Annotated in this window: 18 protein-coding genes; 9 read left to right on the forward strand and 9 right to left on the reverse strand. The window is 66.2% G+C overall.

All coding sequences use genetic code 11. The annotated features are described in order from the left end of the window. Positions 1–44 precede the first annotated feature (44 nt). Genes nthA through QTH90_RS03845 form a run of 4 tightly spaced genes read left to right on the forward strand, consistent with a single transcriptional unit; the run spans position 45 to position 2,124 of the window. On the forward strand, positions 45–704 hold the full coding sequence (gene nthA, locus QTH90_RS03830; protein WP_286663190.1) for a nitrile hydratase subunit alpha: 660 nt from the start codon (positions 45–47) through the stop codon (positions 702–704). Next, positions 701–1,363 (forward strand): nitrile hydratase subunit beta, encoded by a 663-nt coding sequence (nthB, locus tag QTH90_RS03835; protein WP_286663191.1) that lies wholly within the window; start codon positions 701–703, stop codon positions 1,361–1,363. The genes nthA and nthB overlap by 4 nt, the downstream gene beginning before the upstream one ends. After that, positions 1,360–1,725, forward strand: coding sequence for a nitrile hydratase accessory protein (locus QTH90_RS03840; RefSeq protein ID WP_286663192.1), 366 nt, complete (start codon positions 1,360–1,362; stop codon positions 1,723–1,725). Before nthB ends, QTH90_RS03840 begins: the two co-directional genes overlap by 4 nt. Before the next feature lie 3 nt (positions 1,726–1,728). After that, positions 1,729–2,124, forward strand: coding sequence for an MAPEG family protein (locus tag QTH90_RS03845; RefSeq protein WP_286663193.1), 396 nt, complete (start codon positions 1,729–1,731; stop codon positions 2,122–2,124). 8 nt (positions 2,125–2,132) lie between these two features. Here QTH90_RS03845 and QTH90_RS03850 read toward each other — a convergent pair whose 3' ends face one another. From QTH90_RS03850 to QTH90_RS03860, 3 genes are read right to left on the reverse strand one after another with little or no spacing between them, the layout of a single operon-like run. Continuing rightward, positions 2,133–2,354, reverse strand: coding sequence for a hypothetical protein (locus QTH90_RS03850; protein WP_286663194.1), 222 nt, complete (start codon positions 2,352–2,354; stop codon positions 2,133–2,135). A gap of 44 nt (positions 2,355–2,398) precedes the next feature. Then, positions 2,399–3,469, reverse strand: coding sequence for a patatin-like phospholipase domain-containing protein (locus QTH90_RS03855; protein WP_286663195.1), 1,071 nt, complete (start codon positions 3,467–3,469; stop codon positions 2,399–2,401). 47 nt (positions 3,470–3,516) lie between these two features. Beyond that, positions 3,517–5,871: a Tex family protein gene (locus tag QTH90_RS03860; protein WP_286663196.1), complete on the reverse strand. Its 2,355-nt coding sequence runs from the start codon at positions 5,869–5,871 to the stop codon at positions 3,517–3,519. Positions 5,872–5,971: 100 nt separating this feature from the next. On the opposite strand from QTH90_RS03860, the gene QTH90_RS03865 reads away from it, so the two are divergent. From QTH90_RS03865 to QTH90_RS03880, 4 genes are all read left to right on the forward strand, one after another. Then, positions 5,972–6,469 carry a hypothetical protein gene (locus QTH90_RS03865; RefSeq protein ID WP_286663197.1) on the forward strand — a complete coding sequence of 166 codons (498 nt, stop codon included), beginning with the start codon at positions 5,972–5,974 and terminating at the stop codon, positions 6,467–6,469. Between the two features lie 60 nt (positions 6,470–6,529). Then, positions 6,530–7,108, forward strand: a complete 579-nt coding sequence (locus tag QTH90_RS03870; protein WP_286663198.1) for a DUF2239 family protein — start codon at positions 6,530–6,532, stop codon at positions 7,106–7,108. A gap of 143 nt (positions 7,109–7,251) precedes the next feature. Next, a complete protein-coding gene (locus QTH90_RS03875) occupies positions 7,252–8,598 on the forward strand; it encodes an MATE family efflux transporter (protein ID WP_286664457.1) in 1,347 nt (448 codons plus the stop codon). Beyond that, a complete protein-coding gene (locus tag QTH90_RS03880; protein WP_286663199.1) occupies positions 8,565–9,263 on the forward strand; it encodes a glutathione S-transferase in 699 nt (232 codons plus the stop codon). Before QTH90_RS03875 ends, QTH90_RS03880 begins: the two co-directional genes overlap by 34 nt. 4 nt (positions 9,264–9,267) lie before the next feature. Here QTH90_RS03880 and QTH90_RS03885 read toward each other — a convergent pair whose 3' ends face one another. Then, entirely contained in the window at positions 9,268–10,149 is an 882-nt protein-coding gene (locus QTH90_RS03885) for a LysR substrate-binding domain-containing protein (RefSeq protein ID WP_286663200.1), read from the reverse strand. Between the two features lie 155 nt (positions 10,150–10,304). On the opposite strand from QTH90_RS03885, the gene QTH90_RS03890 reads away from it, so the two are divergent. Then, positions 10,305–10,973: an FMN-dependent NADH-azoreductase gene (locus tag QTH90_RS03890; protein WP_286663201.1), complete on the forward strand. Its 669-nt coding sequence runs from the start codon at positions 10,305–10,307 to the stop codon at positions 10,971–10,973. Between the two features lie 14 nt (positions 10,974–10,987). Here the strand turns inward: QTH90_RS03890 and QTH90_RS03895 are convergent, their stop codons facing one another. From QTH90_RS03895 to QTH90_RS03915, 5 genes are all read right to left on the reverse strand, one after another. Further along, entirely contained in the window at positions 10,988–12,214 is a 1,227-nt protein-coding gene (locus QTH90_RS03895; protein WP_286663202.1) for a catalase family protein, read from the reverse strand. After that, the gene (locus QTH90_RS03900; protein WP_286663203.1) at positions 12,211–13,683 is read right to left on the reverse strand and encodes a Dyp-type peroxidase; all 1,473 of its coding nucleotides are present in this window, start codon (positions 13,681–13,683) and stop codon (positions 12,211–12,213) included. The genes QTH90_RS03895 and QTH90_RS03900 overlap by 4 nt, the downstream gene beginning before the upstream one ends. After that, a complete protein-coding gene (locus tag QTH90_RS03905) occupies positions 13,665–14,960 on the reverse strand; it encodes a hypothetical protein (protein ID WP_286663204.1) in 1,296 nt (431 codons plus the stop codon). The genes QTH90_RS03900 and QTH90_RS03905 overlap by 19 nt, the downstream gene beginning before the upstream one ends. Before the next feature lie 4 nt (positions 14,961–14,964). After that, entirely contained in the window at positions 14,965–15,396 is a 432-nt protein-coding gene (locus tag QTH90_RS03910) for a hypothetical protein (protein ID WP_286663205.1), read from the reverse strand. Between the two features lie 61 nt (positions 15,397–15,457). Beyond that, positions 15,458–17,329, reverse strand: a complete 1,872-nt coding sequence (locus tag QTH90_RS03915) for a GMC family oxidoreductase (RefSeq protein ID WP_286663206.1) — start codon at positions 17,327–17,329, stop codon at positions 15,458–15,460. Positions 17,330–17,334 lie beyond the last annotated feature (5 nt).

The raw sequence follows: 17,334 nt of genomic DNA on the forward strand, positions 1-17,334 counted from the left end.
AGGCGCCACTCCTCAGGGTTTGCCCGCCGCGCTAGCATGCGGCCATGGCACACGACCACGACCATCACCACGACCATCACCACGACCATCACCACGATCACGACGACGACCACAGCGAGCTCGGCGAGATGGACCTTCGGGTCCGTGCGCTGGAAACCGTGCTCACGCAAAAGGGCTACATCGACCCGGCCGCGCTCGACGTGCTCATCGACACCTACCAAACGAAGATCGGCCCGCGCAATGGCGCGCGCGTCGTTGCCAAGGCCTGGAGCGATCCGCAGTTTCACGACTGGCTGATGAAAGACGCGACCGCCGCGATCGCCTCGCTCGGTTTCACCGGCCGCCAGGGCGAGCACATGGTCGCGGTGGCCAACACCGACGACCGCCATCACATGGTCGTCTGCACGCTGTGCAGTTGCTATCCGTGGCCGGTGCTGGGCTTGCCTCCCACCTGGTACAAGAGCGCGCCGTACCGCTCGCGCGCAGTCAAGGACCCGCGCGGCGTGCTGGCTGAATTCGGTGTGCAACTGCCCGATTCGACCGCGATCCGCGTGTGGGACTCCACGGCCGAAGTCCGCTACCTCGTGATTCCCCAACGGCCTGCGGGCACCGAGGGATGGAGCGAGGAGCAACTGGCCGACCTGGTCACGCGCGATTCGATGATCGGCACCGGCCTGGCTCGCACCCCGGAGGCCGCTCGATGACCTACACCACCCATGCAGACCTCGGCGGGCGAGACATGCCCGGAGCGATCGTGCCCGAACCGGAGGGCGAGCCCTTCCACGCCGAGTGGGAGGCGCATGCATTGGCGCTGACGCTTGCCATGGGCGGCACCGGCTCCTGGAACATCGATGCCAGCCGAAGCGCACGCGAGACGCTCCCCAACTACGCCAGGCTGAGCTACTACCAGATCTGGCTTGGCGCACTCGAGAAACTGATGGCCGAGCGCTCGCAAGTACTGCCCGAGGAAGTCTCCACGGGCCGCATGCTGCATCCGCCGCAACCCGTGAAGCGCGTGCTCCATGCCGCCGACGTGCCTGCCGCGCTCGCCAGGGGCAGCGCCACCGAAAGACCCGCCACCGTGCCGGCGCGCTTCGCGGTCGGCCAACGCGTGCGGACGCGCACGGGGCACGTCGACCATCACACCCGCCTGCCCGGCTATGTGCAAGGCAAGGTCGGCACCATCGAGCATCTGCATGGGACGCACGTCTTCGCCGATGCGCATGCGCAAGGCCTTGGCGAGCAGCCGCAATGGCTCTACACGGTCGTCTTCGACGGCCCCACTCTGTGGGGCGCTGGCGCCGAAGCGGGACTCAGCGTGTCGGTGGATGCGTGGGAAAGCTATCTGGAGTTCGCTGCATGACGACCTCGCCCCACTTGCTGCCCGGCATGCCGACGAACGACGGCATCGAACCCGTCTTCCGCGAACCGTGGGAGGCGCATGCGTTCGCGATGGCGGTGTCCCTGCACCAGCGCGGACTGTTCACCTGGCCCGAGTGGGCCGACACGCTGGCTCGCCAGATCACCGCCGCGCAGGCTGCCGGTGATGCGGACCACGGCGACACCTACTACCGCCATTGGCTGGCGGCGCTGGAGTCGCTCGTCGCAAGCAAGGGTGCCAGTTCCACCGAAGAGCTGGCACGCCACCGCGACGCCTGGGAAAGCGCCGCCGACCGCACGCCGCACGGCCAGCCGATCGAGCTTCGCGCGCAGGACTTCCGCTGAGCCATGCACGTCGTCTGGCTCTACGCCGGTTTGCTGACGCTGCTGTTCGTCGGGTTGAGCATGCGCACCTTGCGATTGCGACGGCGCCTGGGCATCGTCATCGGCGATGCTGGAGATGAACGGATGCTGCGCGCGATGCGCGTGCACTCGAATTTCGCCGAGTACGTGCCGTTGAGTCTTCTGCTGCTGTACTTCGTCGAGGCCTCGGGGGCTGCGCCCTGGTTCGTGCATGCGCTGGGTCTCTGCACCCTGGTCGGTCGCGTGTTGCACGCGGTAGGTGTCAGCCGCGTCAGGGAGCGCTTCGCGTTTCGCGTGGTCGGAATGGCGCTCACCTTCACGCCGATGATTGCATCGGCCCTTCGGCTGCTGCACGTGTACTGGAGCACGGCTGCCGGCTGAAGCGGTGATCAGCCCTTTTTGCCGCCGAACACCAGCAACGCCCCTCCCACCACGATCGCGGCCACGCCGGCCCAGATCGGAAAGTTCACGTCCTGCTTTTCCTTCACGGACAGCTCGACCGGTCCGATCTTGACCTGATGCGTTTCCTTGGTGAAGCTGAAGCCTCCCGTGCCAAGGGCGGCGATGCCCGCAACGATCAGGATCAATCCGATGATTCGGGTCGCGTTCATGAGATGCCTCCGGTATTGGCCTCGACTTTAGCCGTGCCGGGGCCTCATAGCGGCAGGACGTCGCGCTCGCTGCCGCCGTGCAGCCATTCCGAGAATTCGTCCGCCAGACGGCGCGCCTCCTGCGCTGCGATGCTCCAGGCCTTGATGCGCGCCTGCACGTCGTTGCCGTAGCGCACGAAGTCATTGCGGTCGGGCAGCTTGCCGTTCGGCAGGCCCTTCACCCACTCCGGGTTCGGCGCCAGCACGACCATCCGGTCGAGGAAGCCCGTGGGCTTGTGGCGCCACTTCAGCCCCTTGTCGAGCCAGCCCGGCACCACGGCCTTCTGAAAGTGCGGGTACAGGACGATGCCGTCAACGTTGCCGTAGTCCAGGTGCAGGTGATAGTCGGTGATGCCGCCGTCCCAGTACGCGCCGGGCGGTGCGCCCGGAATGTCATGCACGGCTTCGAGCATGAAGGGGATCGAGCAGGAGGCCTGCAGTGCGAGTTCGAAGTTGCCTTCGCGGAGATCGACTTGCCGTGTACGGAAATCCTGTGTGCCGAAAGGCAGTGGCGCGCCCGGCGTCGAGAACACCACGCGCTCCAGCCAGGCGCCCAGGCTCTTGCGGTGCACGCTGTTGGTGATGAAGGCGCCGAGGTAGCCCATTGGCGTGCGCGCCCGCCCCTCCCGTCCGAGGATGTGGCGGCCACGCGCGGTAATCACGTGCAGCTTGTAGCGCGAATGCCTCAGCACTTCTGCCGAGCGGCCGCCGTAGAAGCTGCGCAGCCCTTCGCCGAACTGCGCGCTGACCTGCTTCGCGCTCAGGCGCTTCTGGCCCGCCGGCACTTCGAAATGCTGGTGAATGTAGCCGTGCTCGAACGCTTCGAAAGCCGTCCGGGCATCGCCAAGACAGGCGTTGGCCAGCCGCCAGGCGCCGATGGACGCACCCACGAGATCGATCTGCTGAGTCGCCTGCGGCAGCCATTCGCCGAACAGGAAGCGGTCGATCGGCCCGAGGATCAACCCCTTGGGCCCGCCGGCTGCGCCGGGAATGGTGCGCACGTCCCCCGGGCGCAGGCCTTGCGCGGCGATGTGCTCGCGGGCGGCCGCGCCGGCATGGATGCGAAGCGCCTTCATGCCGGGTCCACTGGCAAGAATCGGGCGCCGCCCGCCACGGCTTCCACTTACTTGCGCAAGCCTTGCAGCTTCGCGAACGCCGAAGCCATCTGGCCGGCCGGCTGTGGCGAGTTGTCGCGGCGCGGGCCTTGCTGGCCGCGCCCTGCGCCCTCGAAGCGGTTCTCGCGCGGACCGTCGCGGCGTGAAGGCGCTGCGTCGAGCTTCATCGACAGGCCGATGCGCTTGCGCGCCACGTCGACTTCCATGACCTTGACCTTGACGATGTCACCGGTCTTCACGACCTCGCGCGCGTCGTTCACGAACTTGTGCGAAAGCTGGCTCACGTGCACCAGGCCGTCCTGGTGCACGCCGAGATCGACGAAAGCACCGAACTGCGCCACGTTGCTTACCGTACCTTCGAGCACCATGCCTTCGACCAGGTCCTTGATGTCCTCGACGCCATCGTTGAAGCGCGCAACCTTGAAGTCGGGACGCGGATCGCGGCCCGGCTTCTCCAGTTCGCCAAGGATGTCCTTGACCGTGATGACGCCGAACTTCTCGTTCGCGAACAGCTCGGGCTTGAGCGTCTTCAGCATCTCCGCGCGTCCCATCAGCTCGGCAACGGGCTTGCCCGTCGTCTCGATCATCTTCTCGACGACCGGGTAGGTTTCCGGGTGAACGCCCGTCAGGTCGAGCGGATTCGAGCCGCCGCGGATGCGCAGGAAGCCCGCGCTCTGCTCGAAGGTCTTGGCGCCGAAGCCGCTCACGTCCAGCAACTGCTGGCGGCTCGCGAAGGCGCCATTGGCTTCGCGCCAGCGCACCACGGCCTTGGCCACGCTGGCCGAGAGCCCGGACACGCGCGACAGCAGCGGCACGCTCGCGGTGTTGAGGTCCACGCCGACCGAGTTCACGCAATCCTCGACGACCGCGTGCAGGGTGCGCGCGAGTTCGCTCTGGTTCACGTCGTGCTGGTACTGGCCCACGCCGATCGACTTGGGGTCGATCTTCACGAGTTCGGCCAGCGGGTCCTGCAGGCGGCGCGCGATGCTCGCGGCACCGCGCAGGCTCACGTCGACGTCGGGCATTTCCTGCGACGCGAATTCGCTGGCCGAGTAGACCGAGGCACCCGCTTCGCTCACCACCACCTTGTCGACATTCACGTCGGGAGCGCCGGCTTGCGCCGTCATCTTGGCCAGCAGCTTGATCAGGTCGGCGGCCAGCTTGTCGGTCTCGCGGCTCGCGGTGCCGTTGCCGATGGCGATCAGGTTCACGCCGTGCTTCGCGCAGAGCTTGCCGAGTGTGTGCAGCGAGCCTTCCCAGTCCTTGCGCGGTTCGTGCGGAAAGACGGTCGCGGTCTCGACCAGCTTGCCGGTCGCATCGACCACCGCCACCTTCACGCCGGTGCGGATGCCCGGGTCCAGGCCCATCACCACGCGCTGGCCGGCCGGTGCGGCGAGCAGCAGGTCGCGCAGGTTGTCCGCAAAGACCTTGATCGCGACCTTCTCGGCCTCTTCGCGCAGGCGCGTGAAGAGGTCGCGTTCGGTCGACAGCGAAAGCTTGACCCGCCACGTCCAGGCGACGCACTTGCGGATCAGGTCGTCGGCCGGCCGGCCTGCATGGCTCCAGCCCAGGTGCAGCGCGATCTTGCCTTCGGCAATCGAAGGCTTGCCCGGCTCGGGCTCGACTGGCAGCACCAGCTTGGCGTCGAGGATTTCCTGCGCGCGCCCACGGAACACGGCCAGCGCGCGATGCGATGGGACGCGGCCGATGGGCTCGTCGTAGTCGAAGTAGTCGCGGAATTTGGCGATGTCGGCGTTGTTCTCGTCCTTGCCCGCCATCAGGCTCGACTTGAAGAGTCCTTCGGCCCAGAGCCATTCGCGCAGGCGCTGCACCAGCGCGGCGTCTTCGGCCCAGCGCTCGGAAAGGATGTCGCGCACGCCATCGAGCACGAGGGGCACGGTCGAGAAGTCCAGTCCGTCGGCGGCGGGCTTCACGAAGGCGGCTGCCTCATCGGACGGATTCAGCGTCGGGTCGGCGAAGAGCTTGTCGGCCAGCGGTTCGATGCCAGCCTCGCGCGCCATCTGACCCTTGGTGCGGCGCTTGGGCTTGAAGGGCAGGTAGAGGTCTTCCAGTTCCTGCTTGGTCGGCGCGGCGTCGATCGCGGCGCGGAGTTCGGGCGTGAGCTTGCCCTGCTCCTCGATGCTCTTGAGCACCGCTGAGCGGCGGTCTTCGAGTTCGCGCAGGTACGACAGTCGAACCTCGAGTTCGCGCAGCTGGATGTCATCGAGGCCATCGGTGGCTTCCTTGCGGTAGCGCGCGATGAAGGGCACGGTGGCACCACCGTCGAGCAGATCGACGGCGGCCTTCACCTGATGCTCGCCGACCTTGATCTCTGCGGCGAGCTGGCGAATGATTTTCTGCATGTCTGAAGGGCGTCCCTGGAGCCTGCGGCGCCGCCATCGGGGCGCCTTGCGGATAAAGCGCGGAAGTTTGCCATAGGGGCCAGGGCCACAATCGTCCCCAATGCGTATCTTGAAGAAACTCCTTCGTGCTATCGCGGCGGTGCTGCTCGTGCCGGTGCTGCTGTTCGAGGAGTGGGGATGGGAGCCGCTGGCGCGCGCGTTGGGCAAGCTGGCGCGGCTGACCGTCTGGGCTCACCTGGAAAACAGGCTGCGCGCCCTGCCCCCCTGGGGCGCTGTGCTGGCTTTTCTGGCGCCGATGGTGCTGTTGTTCCCGGTCAAGCTGCTTGGCTTGTTCCTGTTGGGACAAGGCCACCCGACGACCGCCGTCGTCCTGCTCCTGTCCGCCAAACTGGTCGGCACGGCGATCCTGGCTTGGCTGTTCCAGTTGGTCGAGCCGGCCCTGATGCGGATTCCGGTGTTCGCTCGCTGGTATCCGCGCTGGAAGACGTGGAAGGACCGCCTTCTCACCGCGGTGCGACTCAGCATCCCCTGGCGGGCTGCGCGCTACCTGAAGAACAGCACGCGCCGTTGGTGGCGCAGCATGCGCCGGGCTTCCTGAGGCAAATTTTCATCCGGGTAGATTGCAAATCCTTTTTTGTCCGGGTATTATTCGCGCCCCATGCCTTCTTCCACACCTGAATCCACTCTTACCGCCTTTGCGGGCTTTCGGCGCGTCGCCTCCGGACCGCGCTCTCAGGTCATCGCGCAACTGCGCAAGCAAGGCGGCGGCAGCGACGAGGTACAGACCTTCGTGTTCGACGACAGCACCGGCGAGCGCCTCGACCTCGATCTGCGGGACGATGCTTCCGCGCCGGCGACGGAAGTCGTCCCACCCGACGAACAGGCAACGCGCAGCGTCGGGCGCCCCAAGCTCGGTGTGGTCGCGCGTGAAGTCACGCTGCTGCCGCGTCATTGGGAATGGCTCGGCCGCCAACCCGGCGGCGCGTCGGTGGCCTTGCGCCGCCTGGTGGACGAGGCGCGACACGTGCACGCCGATCGCGATGCGCAGCGCGCCGCCCGCGAAGCCACCTACCGCTTCATGACCGTCATCGCGGGCGACCTGCCCGGCTTCGAGGAAGCGACCCGCGCCCTCTTCGCCGGCGAGCACGCACGCTTCGACGCGCTGATCGAATCCTGGCCCGAAGATCTTCGCGCGCATCTGAACAGGCTCGCAGCCGCCGCATGGAGCGCCGCATGAAGCCGCCCGTCCAGGCCACTGCAGCCGGCGCGATCGACGCCGAAGACATCCAGCATGCCGGCGAGATCGCCGCACCGCCCGCGTCGGTTGCCGACCCGGTGCCGCCGCCAATTGCCTCGCATGCCAACCCGCGCGCGGCCGCCATGGCATCGCGCCCGCTGTGGAAGACCTTCCTGCTCTTCCTGGCACCGATGCTGCTCAGCAACATCCTGCAGTCGCTGTCGGGCACGCTCAACAACGTCTACCTCGGGCAGATGATCGGCGTCGGCGCGCTCGCGGCGGTGTCCAGTTTCTTCCCGGTGATGTTCTTCTTCATCGCCTTCACCATCGGCCTGGGCGCCGGCGCATCGGTGCTGATCGGCCAGGCCTGGGGCGCGCGCGAGGCCGACAAGGCCCGCGCCGTGGCGGGCACCACGCTCACGGTCGGCGTGCTGTTCGGGTTGTGCGTGGCCCTGTTCGGCGGCGCCTTCACCGAGCCGATGCTGCGCGTGCTGGGCACGCCGCCCGACATCCTGGCCGACGCCACGAGCTATGCGCGAATCATCCTGATCGCGATGCCGGGCCTGTTCGTGTTCCTGCTGTCGACGGCGATGCTGCGCGGTGTCGGCGATACGGTGACACCGCTCTACACGCTGATGATCTCGACCGTGCTCGGCCTGGCGATCACGCCGGCGCTGATCAAGGGCTGGTTCGGCCTGCCGCAACTCGGGGTCGCCAGCGGCGCCTGCGCCACGGTGGTCTCGTTCGTCGTCGCGACGGCCTGGCTGGGCCTGCATCTGCGGCGCAAGAAGAGCGTGCTGGCCCCCGACGCCGACTTCATGCGGCACCTGCGCGTGCGGCCGGCGCTGCTCAAGGCGGTGCTCAAGGTCGGCGTGCCGACCGGGGTGCAGATGATCGTGGTCTCGTTGGCCGAGATCGCGTTGCTGTCCTTCGTCAATGCCTATGGATCGAACGCGACCGCGGCGTACGGCGCGGTGAACCAGGTCGTGGCGTACGTCCAGTTCCCGGCGATCTCGATCGCGATCACGGCCTCCATCCTCGGCGCGCAAGCCATCGGCGCGGGGCAGGTGCAGCGCCTCGGCGCCATCACGCGCACCGCGCTGCAGATGAACCTGGTGCTCACCGGTTCGCTGGTCGTGCTGGGCTATCTGTTCTCCCGACCGCTGATGGGCTTCTTCATCACCAGCGAGCCGGTCATCGAAGTCGCGCAGACGCTGCTGCACATCATGCTCTGGAGCACGGTCATCTTCGGCATGGGCGCTGCGCTCTCGGGGATCATGCGCGCCAGCGGCTCGGTGCTGGTGCCCACCGCCATATCGATCTTCTGCATTGCGCTGATCGAAGTGCCGGTCGCGTGGTGGCTGAGCCATCGCATGGGCCTCAACGGCATCTGGATCTCCTACCCCGTCGCCTTCACCGCGATGCTGACGATGCAGGCGTGCTACTACCGCTTCGTATGGCGCAAGAAGACGATTCGCCGCCTGATCTGAAGACGGCGGCGGCACTGCCGGTCCTGTATTCATTCCGGCGTTGCCCCTACGCGATGCGGGCGCGGATGGCCATGGCGGCAAGCGGCCAGTGCTGCGAATTGCGCGAGGTGGTGCTGCGCGACAAACCGGCCGAACTGCTCGCGGCCTCGCCGAAGGGCACCGTGCCCGTTCTGGTCGATGTGGACGGCGGCGTGATCGACCAGAGCCTGGAGATCATGCTGTGGGCGCTTCGGCGCAATGATCCGGATCGCTGGCTGCAGCCCGGGCACGGGACGCTGGATGACATGCTGTCGCTCGTCGCCGAATGCGACAGCGATTTCAAGCGGCATCTGGACGGCTACAAGTACCCCGAGCGACAGCCCGTTGCGGATGCCGGGACGCATCGTGAGCAAGGCGCCCTCTTCCTGGCACGGCTGAATGAGCGGCTCGAGTCGTCTCGGTGTCTTCATGGCAACCAGGTTGCGCTCTCGGATATCGCGATTGCGCCATTCGTGCGGCAATTCGCGCAGGTCGACGCGATTTGGTTCAATTCACAGCCCTGGACGCGACTCCACGATTGGTTGCGTGCCCGACTGGCTGCTCCGCTTTTCGCGCAAGTGATGGTGAAGTACCCGCCCTGGCGCGCAGGACAGCGCGGCGTCGACTTCCCCCGACCATCCCAATAGATCATCACGCCAGGAGTGCCGCCTCGGCCGCCGCCCAACGCCAGACTGCCTGAATCGCAGGCTCGCGCTCGCGGCCGTTGACCGCCGCCAGGAAGTACTTGCCGGTCTCGAGCACCGGGCCGAAGGGCTGCAGCAACGCGCCGCTTTGCAATTCGTCAGCGGCGAGCGTCCTGCTGAGCAAAGCGACGCCGTGCCCTGCCAGTGCGGCAAGCATCGCATGTGTCTCGTCCGTGAATGAGAGATCCTTCCCTTGACGCCCGGGTGGCGTCAAGCCCGCCTCCTTGAACCAGCGTGCCCACGACGCAGGCGCATGCGCCTGGACCTGCCAGTCGAAATGAATCAACGGGTGCGCAGACAGATCCTTCACGCGACGCAGCGCCAGGAGCGGGCTGCAGAGAGGTGCATAGTGTTCGGCCATCAGCGCCTCGGTGGCCAGCCCGGGCCAGCGGCCGGTGCCGGAACGGATGGCGAGATCGGCCTCGTCGCGCGCCAAATCGACCACGGCATCGCTCGCATGGAGGCGCAACTCGATCCCGGGGCACGCAGCGCGGAAACTGGCCATCCGCGGGAGCACCCACTTGGCCGCGAATGCGGCGTGTGTGGTCAGCGTCACCGTCCGGCGTTCGTTCCGCGCGCGCGCGGACCGAACGCCCGCCTCGATCCTGTCCAACCCTTCGCCCACCGCCTCGAAGAGCCGCTCGCCGGCGGGCGTCAGTTCAAGCTGACGCGTGAGCCGGCGAAACAACGGCTGGTCGAGCGCTTCCTCGAGTCCGCGTACCTGGTGGCTGATGGCCGTCGGCGTGACGGACAGTTCGCGCGCGGCCCGCTGGAAACTGAGATGTGCCGCTGCGCTTTCAAACGCACGTAGGGACGACAGTGGCGGCATTCGCCTCGCAGGTCTTATAGGTGAGCTTGATTCATCCGTAGCTGAGAAAACGCCATTTGTCTGCACAGACTGCCCTCTAGAGAATCCAGAAATTCTGTCGCCTCAGTCTGAGATCACAGAAATGAATTCATCCATTATCCGAACGAAAGCAATCGATGACAAAGATTCTTCACATCGACGCCAGTGCCCGTCCCGGGCTGTCCGGCATCGATCCTCATGGCTCGCACACACGCAGACTCTCCGCCCGGTTTGTCGCGCGCTGGCGCGCTTCGCGCCCCGAAGACCCTATCGAGTACCTCGACGTCGGCCAATCACCCCCTGCTCCTGTCACGGGACCATGGATCAATGCTGCGTTCACGAAGCTGGAAGCGCGCGAGCCGTGGATGCACGAGGTGCTCGCGGAAAGCGATCGGCTGGTGGATCAGTTGCTTGCGGCAGACGTGGTCGTGGTGGGCTTGCCCATGTACAACTTCAGCGTGCCGGCGCAGTTCAAGGCCTACATCGATAACATCGTGCGCGTGGGCCGAACCTTCGGATTCGATCGCGCGCAAAGTCCGGTGCCGTACTGGCCTTTGCTCTCCGAAGCAGGCAAGCGCGTCGTGCTCCTGGGTTCACGAGGCGACTTCGGCTATGGCGATTCGCAGCGCATCGCGCACCTCAATCACGCTGAAGCCAGCGTTCGTACCGCCTTGGGCTACATCGGCATCACCGAAGTCTTCGACGCCGCGGTGGAATACGACGAGTTCGGAGGTCCGCTCCTGTCCCGGTCCATTGAGCAGGCAGAGAATGCCGTGGACCAGTTGGTCGACCGGCTGATGAAGTAGCGGAGCGCTTCCGACTATTCAAACACCTCGTCTCCCGTCGGCTCGTAATGCGGCACCGCATTCATGTTGTGCCGCAACTTCGACAACTCCCAGTACATGCGCTTGCGCGCCCTGCTCTGGTTGCCGAGCGGCCGATGGTCCGGAATGGTGTGCCACGGGTTGTAGGACAGCCGTTTCGCAAACTCCATCTGAGCCGGCGAATCGAACTTCTGGCGCGGCAGCCGCAGCGTGGCGACGCTCACTCTGGGCGACAGCTTCTCGGGCCACAGCACGCCGGCATTCTCGATCGGCATCAGGTGCGGGTCGGTCTGCATCTGCACGCGGATGTCCAGTTCGACGTCACCCTCGGCCAGCGACGCGACCATCGCGTTGCGCAGGTAGTCGTCGGGTGGCCGCAGCGGAAGGCGCGGAATGGGCGTGCGCTTCGTGGTCTTGGGCCACACCGAATATTGCATCGCCTGCCCCTCTCCCATCAGGTATGGAACGCAGCTGAAATAGGGTGCCTCGAACGGGCTGCTCTGCGTCTTGATGAACAGCGATTGCATGATGAGGTCGAGCACGTGCGATTCGCGCAGGTTGACGAAGTAGAAGATCTGCGCGTTCTTCACGCTCTCGATCTGCAGCGCCGCGTTGCACTTGGCGTCAGGCGTGACGAAGGTCGGCGTGGAGACGGCGAACATGTCCAGCGTGTGCTGTTCCTCGTCCATCAGTTTCGGACCGGGCACGCCCATCAGCTTGATGCTGATGCTCATGAAGCCCACGTCGTCGATGTCGGGCGTGATGTACGGCCCGGGACCCGAGAAGCGCACCCAGGCCTGAAAGGTCTGCGGCTTGGCATAGATGCCGCGCTTCATGTGCTCGGGAATGTCCTCGTGCACGATGAACTCGCCGCGCACGATGCCCTGGGTCTTGGTATTTCCGCCGCGCTCGAAGCCTCCGGGCTTCCACAGATCGCTCATCTGCCGGGTGAAGCTCTTGACGATCGAATCGGTGAAGCTCTCCTCGTCGGGCATGAGCCTTTCTTCCGCAATGCGCAGGCCTTCGTTCGGCCGCCGGCTGTTGATCAACGAGGTCGTCAGGCGCGCCATCGGATCCCGCAGGAAGGCATCGAAAGCAGGCCGGAAGAAGGGGTCGAAGCGCCGCTCCAGCCGGATGAACGCCATTCCGGAATCGCTGATGAAGTTGCGCAGCACGGAGCCCGTGTTGGCCCTGGGCGTGGGACGGCTGGCGTTCGAATTCATGGCTGCCCCCTGGACAAATACCGCAGCGCACGAAGGCCGGGCAGGAAGAAATAGGCGCCGCCCACCACGGCCACGAATTGCGGCAGCCCGCATACGCGCCGGTCGGGCCCGGAGGGGACCGGCATGGAGAAGGTGTCGGAAGCGGTGCCGTCCTCGCGCGGCTGATGGTTGCCGATCAGCGGATCGCTTTCGTCCCGCGAGCCGGCGAAGCGCAGGCCCGACAGCCATGCCGACTGCACGAACTCGAACTGGCGGGCGATGTTGGCGCCGAGGCAGATGAAGTGAAGCCCGGTTTCTTCGAGCGGCGGCACGCCATACTCGCGCCCGCGCCGCAGGAGCCGATGGAAGCGGGTCGACGAGACCAGATCATTGGCGAGCGCGTCGGCATCGAAGCCCAGCGTACGCGCCGCCCACGAGATGAATCCGGGCGGGCCCGGCGGCAGGTCGGCATTGCGCGGATTGCTGCGCCGGATATGCGCGCCGACCGGACAGCGCAGGCCCTCGGTGTCGCTGCGGTAGGTGAAGGTGTTGCGCGGGTCGTCTTCGCCGTCGATGGCTTCGTTGGTACGCCCCATGAGTGGCTCGCCCTCCATCGTCCGCCCGACCATGGCCTCGGCCAGCTGCTTGCGCCGAACGGGATCGCCCTGCACCTGCTCGTCGATGAAGCCCCAGAAGCCTTCGACGTCCTGCTGCAGCTGGCGCAGCACCAGGTAGCTTCCGTTGCGCCCGAGGTCGGCGCGTTCGGGCGCGTCCTCCGCGCGCGGGAGGATCGCATCCGGGTCCCGCAGCGCGTCGAGCAAGGGCCTGTCGGTGTACTCGCCATACTCGTTGGGATAGCCCAGCAGGTATTCGCCGAGGCACGAGAGGTTGGTGTAGTCCGAGAGTTCCTCATCGCGCGCCGGCCTGTCGCGCTTCCAATCGATGGTGGGTTCCGAGATGCCGTCGGCAAAGCCGAAGGGCTCGACGCCATCCAGGTCGGAGGTCGTGAGGCAGGCGATTTGTTCGAAGCCTTCCTCGGCCCCGGACATCGCATGGCGGCCCCATTCATCGAACTCGGCGGGCACGGCGTAGAGCATGACCATCACGTGCGGCATGGTGTCCAGCGAGCCGCCCCATTGCCAGTGCGCAGGATCGCTCGGGCCGAGGTCGCCGAGCCGGCGCGCGCGGCTCGAATCGCTGCTCATGCCGACGATGAACTCCGACGAGAAGCCTTCGACGATGTCCTCCGCGACGCCTAGCGCACGCAATCCCGCACTGGTGATGGCGATGTGCAATGCGGTTTCGGGCGGCGCCTCGCGCTTCGTCGCGCTGGTCACAGGCGCCTGCGCGAGCCAGGCGCGCGCGGCGTCGGGATTCGTCACACGCAGCAGCAGGAAGCAGGCCTGCGTCAGGCGCCGGTAGCCGAAGCGCACCAGACCCTGGATGTCCTCGTAGTCGACCGGTTGGTCCGTCATAGCAGCCTCAACCATGCGAGCGCCTGCTCGTCGCTCATGGCGTACATGTCGAATCCTTCGCGGATGCGCTGGTTGCGATCGAGGTCGGTCAGCGTGAGTCCGGGGTAGGCCTTGTACCAGACCTGCGTGGGCAATTGATGCCGGCGCTGGTAGTACTTGAAGCGAAGCTCGTGGTGCGCACCGCCCTTCACGAGCCAGTCGGTGCGCGGCCAGCCGAAGCCGTTGCTGAAGATCAGATTGAGTCCCCATGCGGCCTTGTTGATGAAGTCGTCCATATAGCTTTCGTGGCTGCCGTCGTAGTTGCTCGCGAACAGCACGCGCGCCTTGTTGTCGAGGAAGACCCAGCGAGCGAAGTGAATCGTCTGCACCCTCGCCAGATGGCCGCGCCCGAAGACGTGGCGGCACGCGTAGTCGATGAGGAGGAGGATGAGCTGCGTCAGATAGCGGCGAAACAGCCCAGGCTTGACGGGACCGAGCGCAGTGAAGCTGTTGGTCAGGTCGTGGTCTTCGAGCTGCTGCATCTCGCGCACGGCGGCGCGGTCGGGTCGCGGACAGAACTCGGGGTCGCGCTTCTCATGGCGACGCAGCAGCACGATGACGATGGGCGTCAGCACGATCCACAGCGGTAGCAGCAGCAAGCCGGCCAATGGCACACCGATGGCATGCGCCAGGTTGCAAAGCTGCCAGGCCCCTGGCGTCCGCTCGGTCGACGTGAGGACGAGCCGCCCGCCGATCATCTCGCCCTGCACGAAGGCCAGCAGGTCGCGTCGCATCGCTTGCGGATCGGCGGCCGCTGCCGCATCGCGCGGCGCGCGGGACGACAAGAGGCGCTGCAGTTCGCTGTTCTGTCGGATCTGCTTCACAGTGCGGCCGATCCAGTTGACGTAGCCCGCGGCCACGGGCGCGCTGTGCGCCTTGAGCTTTGCCAGCAGATCGGCGCCGGTTCCAAAGCCTTCGCAATGCGAGAACACGCGGCGCAGCCCGTCGCCGGCGCGCTCCACGAACTCGGCCAGTTGTTCATCCGCCGGTCCATCGCATTCGCCCAGGAAGCAGAGGTACGTCGGCACATGGGGCCGCGGCAGATCGAAGGCTTCCAGGTCGCCCATCGTCGTGTCGGTCAGCAAGGCGAAGCGCGCGAAGTGCAGGCGCTCGAACTCGCCGAAGGGCAACAGCGCATTCGCCGGATCGGCTACGCCGGGCGTCACATTCATGGTGTCCAGCAATTCCCGCAGACCGGCCTCGCGGCCTGTGGCCAGCGGCGCGACCACCATGAAGTGCGATTGGGGAGTCACCGCATCAGAACTTGAGGCAGAAGTCGATCAGCCGTTCCTTGCCCCAGTACACCTTGCCCAGGTAGAAGTTCGGCGAGATCAGGCGGATCTCGTCGCGAATCCAGTGGGCCACCAGCGAGGTGTCGGAGTAGTCGAGCACGATGCATTCCTTGCCGTCGAGCCAGCTGTCTGCCTTGCCGACCTTGGCGACGATGGCCTCCACGCCGAAGGGCGTGATCTTGTTCTTCAGCACGCCCTTCTCGGCGTCGAACACCTTTCCCTGCCATCCGAAGTAATTGATGATCTTCGCGATGGATTCCGAGTAGCGCGTGCCCGGCGCAATGATGGCCGTGCCGTCGGCTTCACCGGACGGGATGTCGCCCGCCGGGCTGGCACGGAACAGATCGTCGAGCTGCTGCTGCGACATGTCGAGCAGCTGTTGCACGTCATATGCCATACGCCTTCTCCTCTGGGGAAACCCCATCGCTCACAAAGTGTCAGCCAATCGATCGGACCCGTCAATTTGCCGAAAGGGGTGTGCGATGGGCGTGCTGCAACACCACTTCGGCCGCCTTCTCCGCAATCATGTAGATCGCTGCCGCGACGAAGAAGCCCGGTATGCGCGGGAACACCGAGGCATCGACGACACGCAGCCGCTTCACGCCATGCACGGTGAAAGTGCTGTCCAGCACGCCCCCCTGGTTGGCCGCGCCGATCGGGCACGAGCACGACGCATGGTGCCCCCACGCGGTGCTTCGCACGTAGTCGGCCAACGCCTCGTCGCTCTGTGCCGCAGCGCCGGGCGCCAGTTCCTCGACGATCCAGCCGCTCGCGATCAGCGGCGCCGTCATGCGGCGCACGAAGCGGATCGCCTCGACGACAGCCTGCAGGTCTTCGCCTGACGAGTCGCTGCCTTCCTCGAAGTAGTGGAAGTTGACAAGCGGCATGTCGAGCGGATCGGCAGACCGCAGCCGCACCGTACCTGCGCGGTTCTGCGTGTGGGCCTTCAGCACGGCCCAGGTCAGCCGGTCCGGATGGTCGCGTATCCATTTCGAAAACCCGCTGAAGTAGCCCTCGAAGCGCGCCAGCAGCGCCATGCAGAAGAGGTCCGGCTCTTCCTTCTTGCGGGTCGCGGCGCTCGATTTCTGCACCACGCCGAGCGCGGCACCGTTGGATGCGTACATGCCGGCCTTGCCTTCCTGCCAATGCCGCCACAGTGTGTCGTCCCGATCGAAGCGCGCGCCTTCCAGCACTTCCCAGGGTTCGCGCATCCGATGGGTGACCGCAACTTCGTAGCGGTCCTGCAGGTTGCGCCCGACGCCGGGCAGGTCGACCCGTACCGGAATGCCGTGCTGGATCAGGTCCGCCGCCGGCCCGATGCCTGACAGCATCAGCAATTGCGGCGTGTTGAAGGCGCCGCCGCACAGGATCACTTCGCGTCGCGACCGCACCTGGCGTCGTTCTCCGGGTACGTCGCTCGGCTGCGCATGCGCGCGGTACAGGCGAGCGCCCTTCAGGTATTCGACGCCATTGGCCCCGCCGTCGGCATCGAACAGCACGCGCGTGGCGAGCGCATGCTGCTCGATATGCAGGCGGGTCGGATACCGCTCGGCCACCTCGAGCAGACGCTCGCGCACACCGACGCGCCGACGGCCCGCGGTCGCCAGCGGCGTGTAGCAGATGCCTTCAAAGCTCCCGGAGCGCATGTGCCACGCGTTGGGGTCCCCCATGCCCCGACGAAGCCAGCGCAGCGTGCTGAGCAAGGGCGTCGGCAAGCTGCTGGTGAAGGTCCTGGCGGTATCGCGCAACACACGCACCAGCCCGTCGTCGCCGAGCACCGTGAGCGGGATCGACTTCTCCGTCTTGAGCCAGCCGCTCCATCCGTGGCCCGTGGGGTCCAGCCCGATGTGCTGCAACGCGCGCCACACCGGCCTGTGCCGGCAGTCCTCCACGCGCAGCGCGTAGCGGCGCATGTTCGTTGCGCGCCATGACAGGTCGCCGGTCAGACGCGCAACGTAGTTCCAGTCCGAGGCGTGCGGCAGCATGAAGATCATCGCGTTGTGCGAGGTGCAGCCGCCCAGCGCCGCAGCGCGCGGATAGAGCACACCTTCCCCCGCCTCGTGCTTCCAGTCCCTTGCCTGCTGGTCTTCGTCTGCGTAGTGGCGCACGCGGAAGTTCCAGCTCATCGCCGTGTTTTCGCAGGCGAAGGCATGGAATGCCGGTACGTCGTAGTCATCGGGCAGGCGTGCAGCGTTCTCGCGCGGATCGCTGCCGGCTTCCAGCAGAAAGACGCGCATGCCCGCTTCGGCCAGGCGAGCTGCAAGGGTGCCGCCGCCCGCGCCCGAACCCACGATGACGTAGTCCCATTCGGTCGAATCGGCTCCGGGCATGGGAC

The sequence above is a fragment of the Variovorax flavidus genome (genome assembly GCF_030317145.1).
GTDB classification, from domain to species: domain Bacteria; phylum Pseudomonadota; class Gammaproteobacteria; order Burkholderiales; family Burkholderiaceae_C; genus Variovorax; species Variovorax flavidus.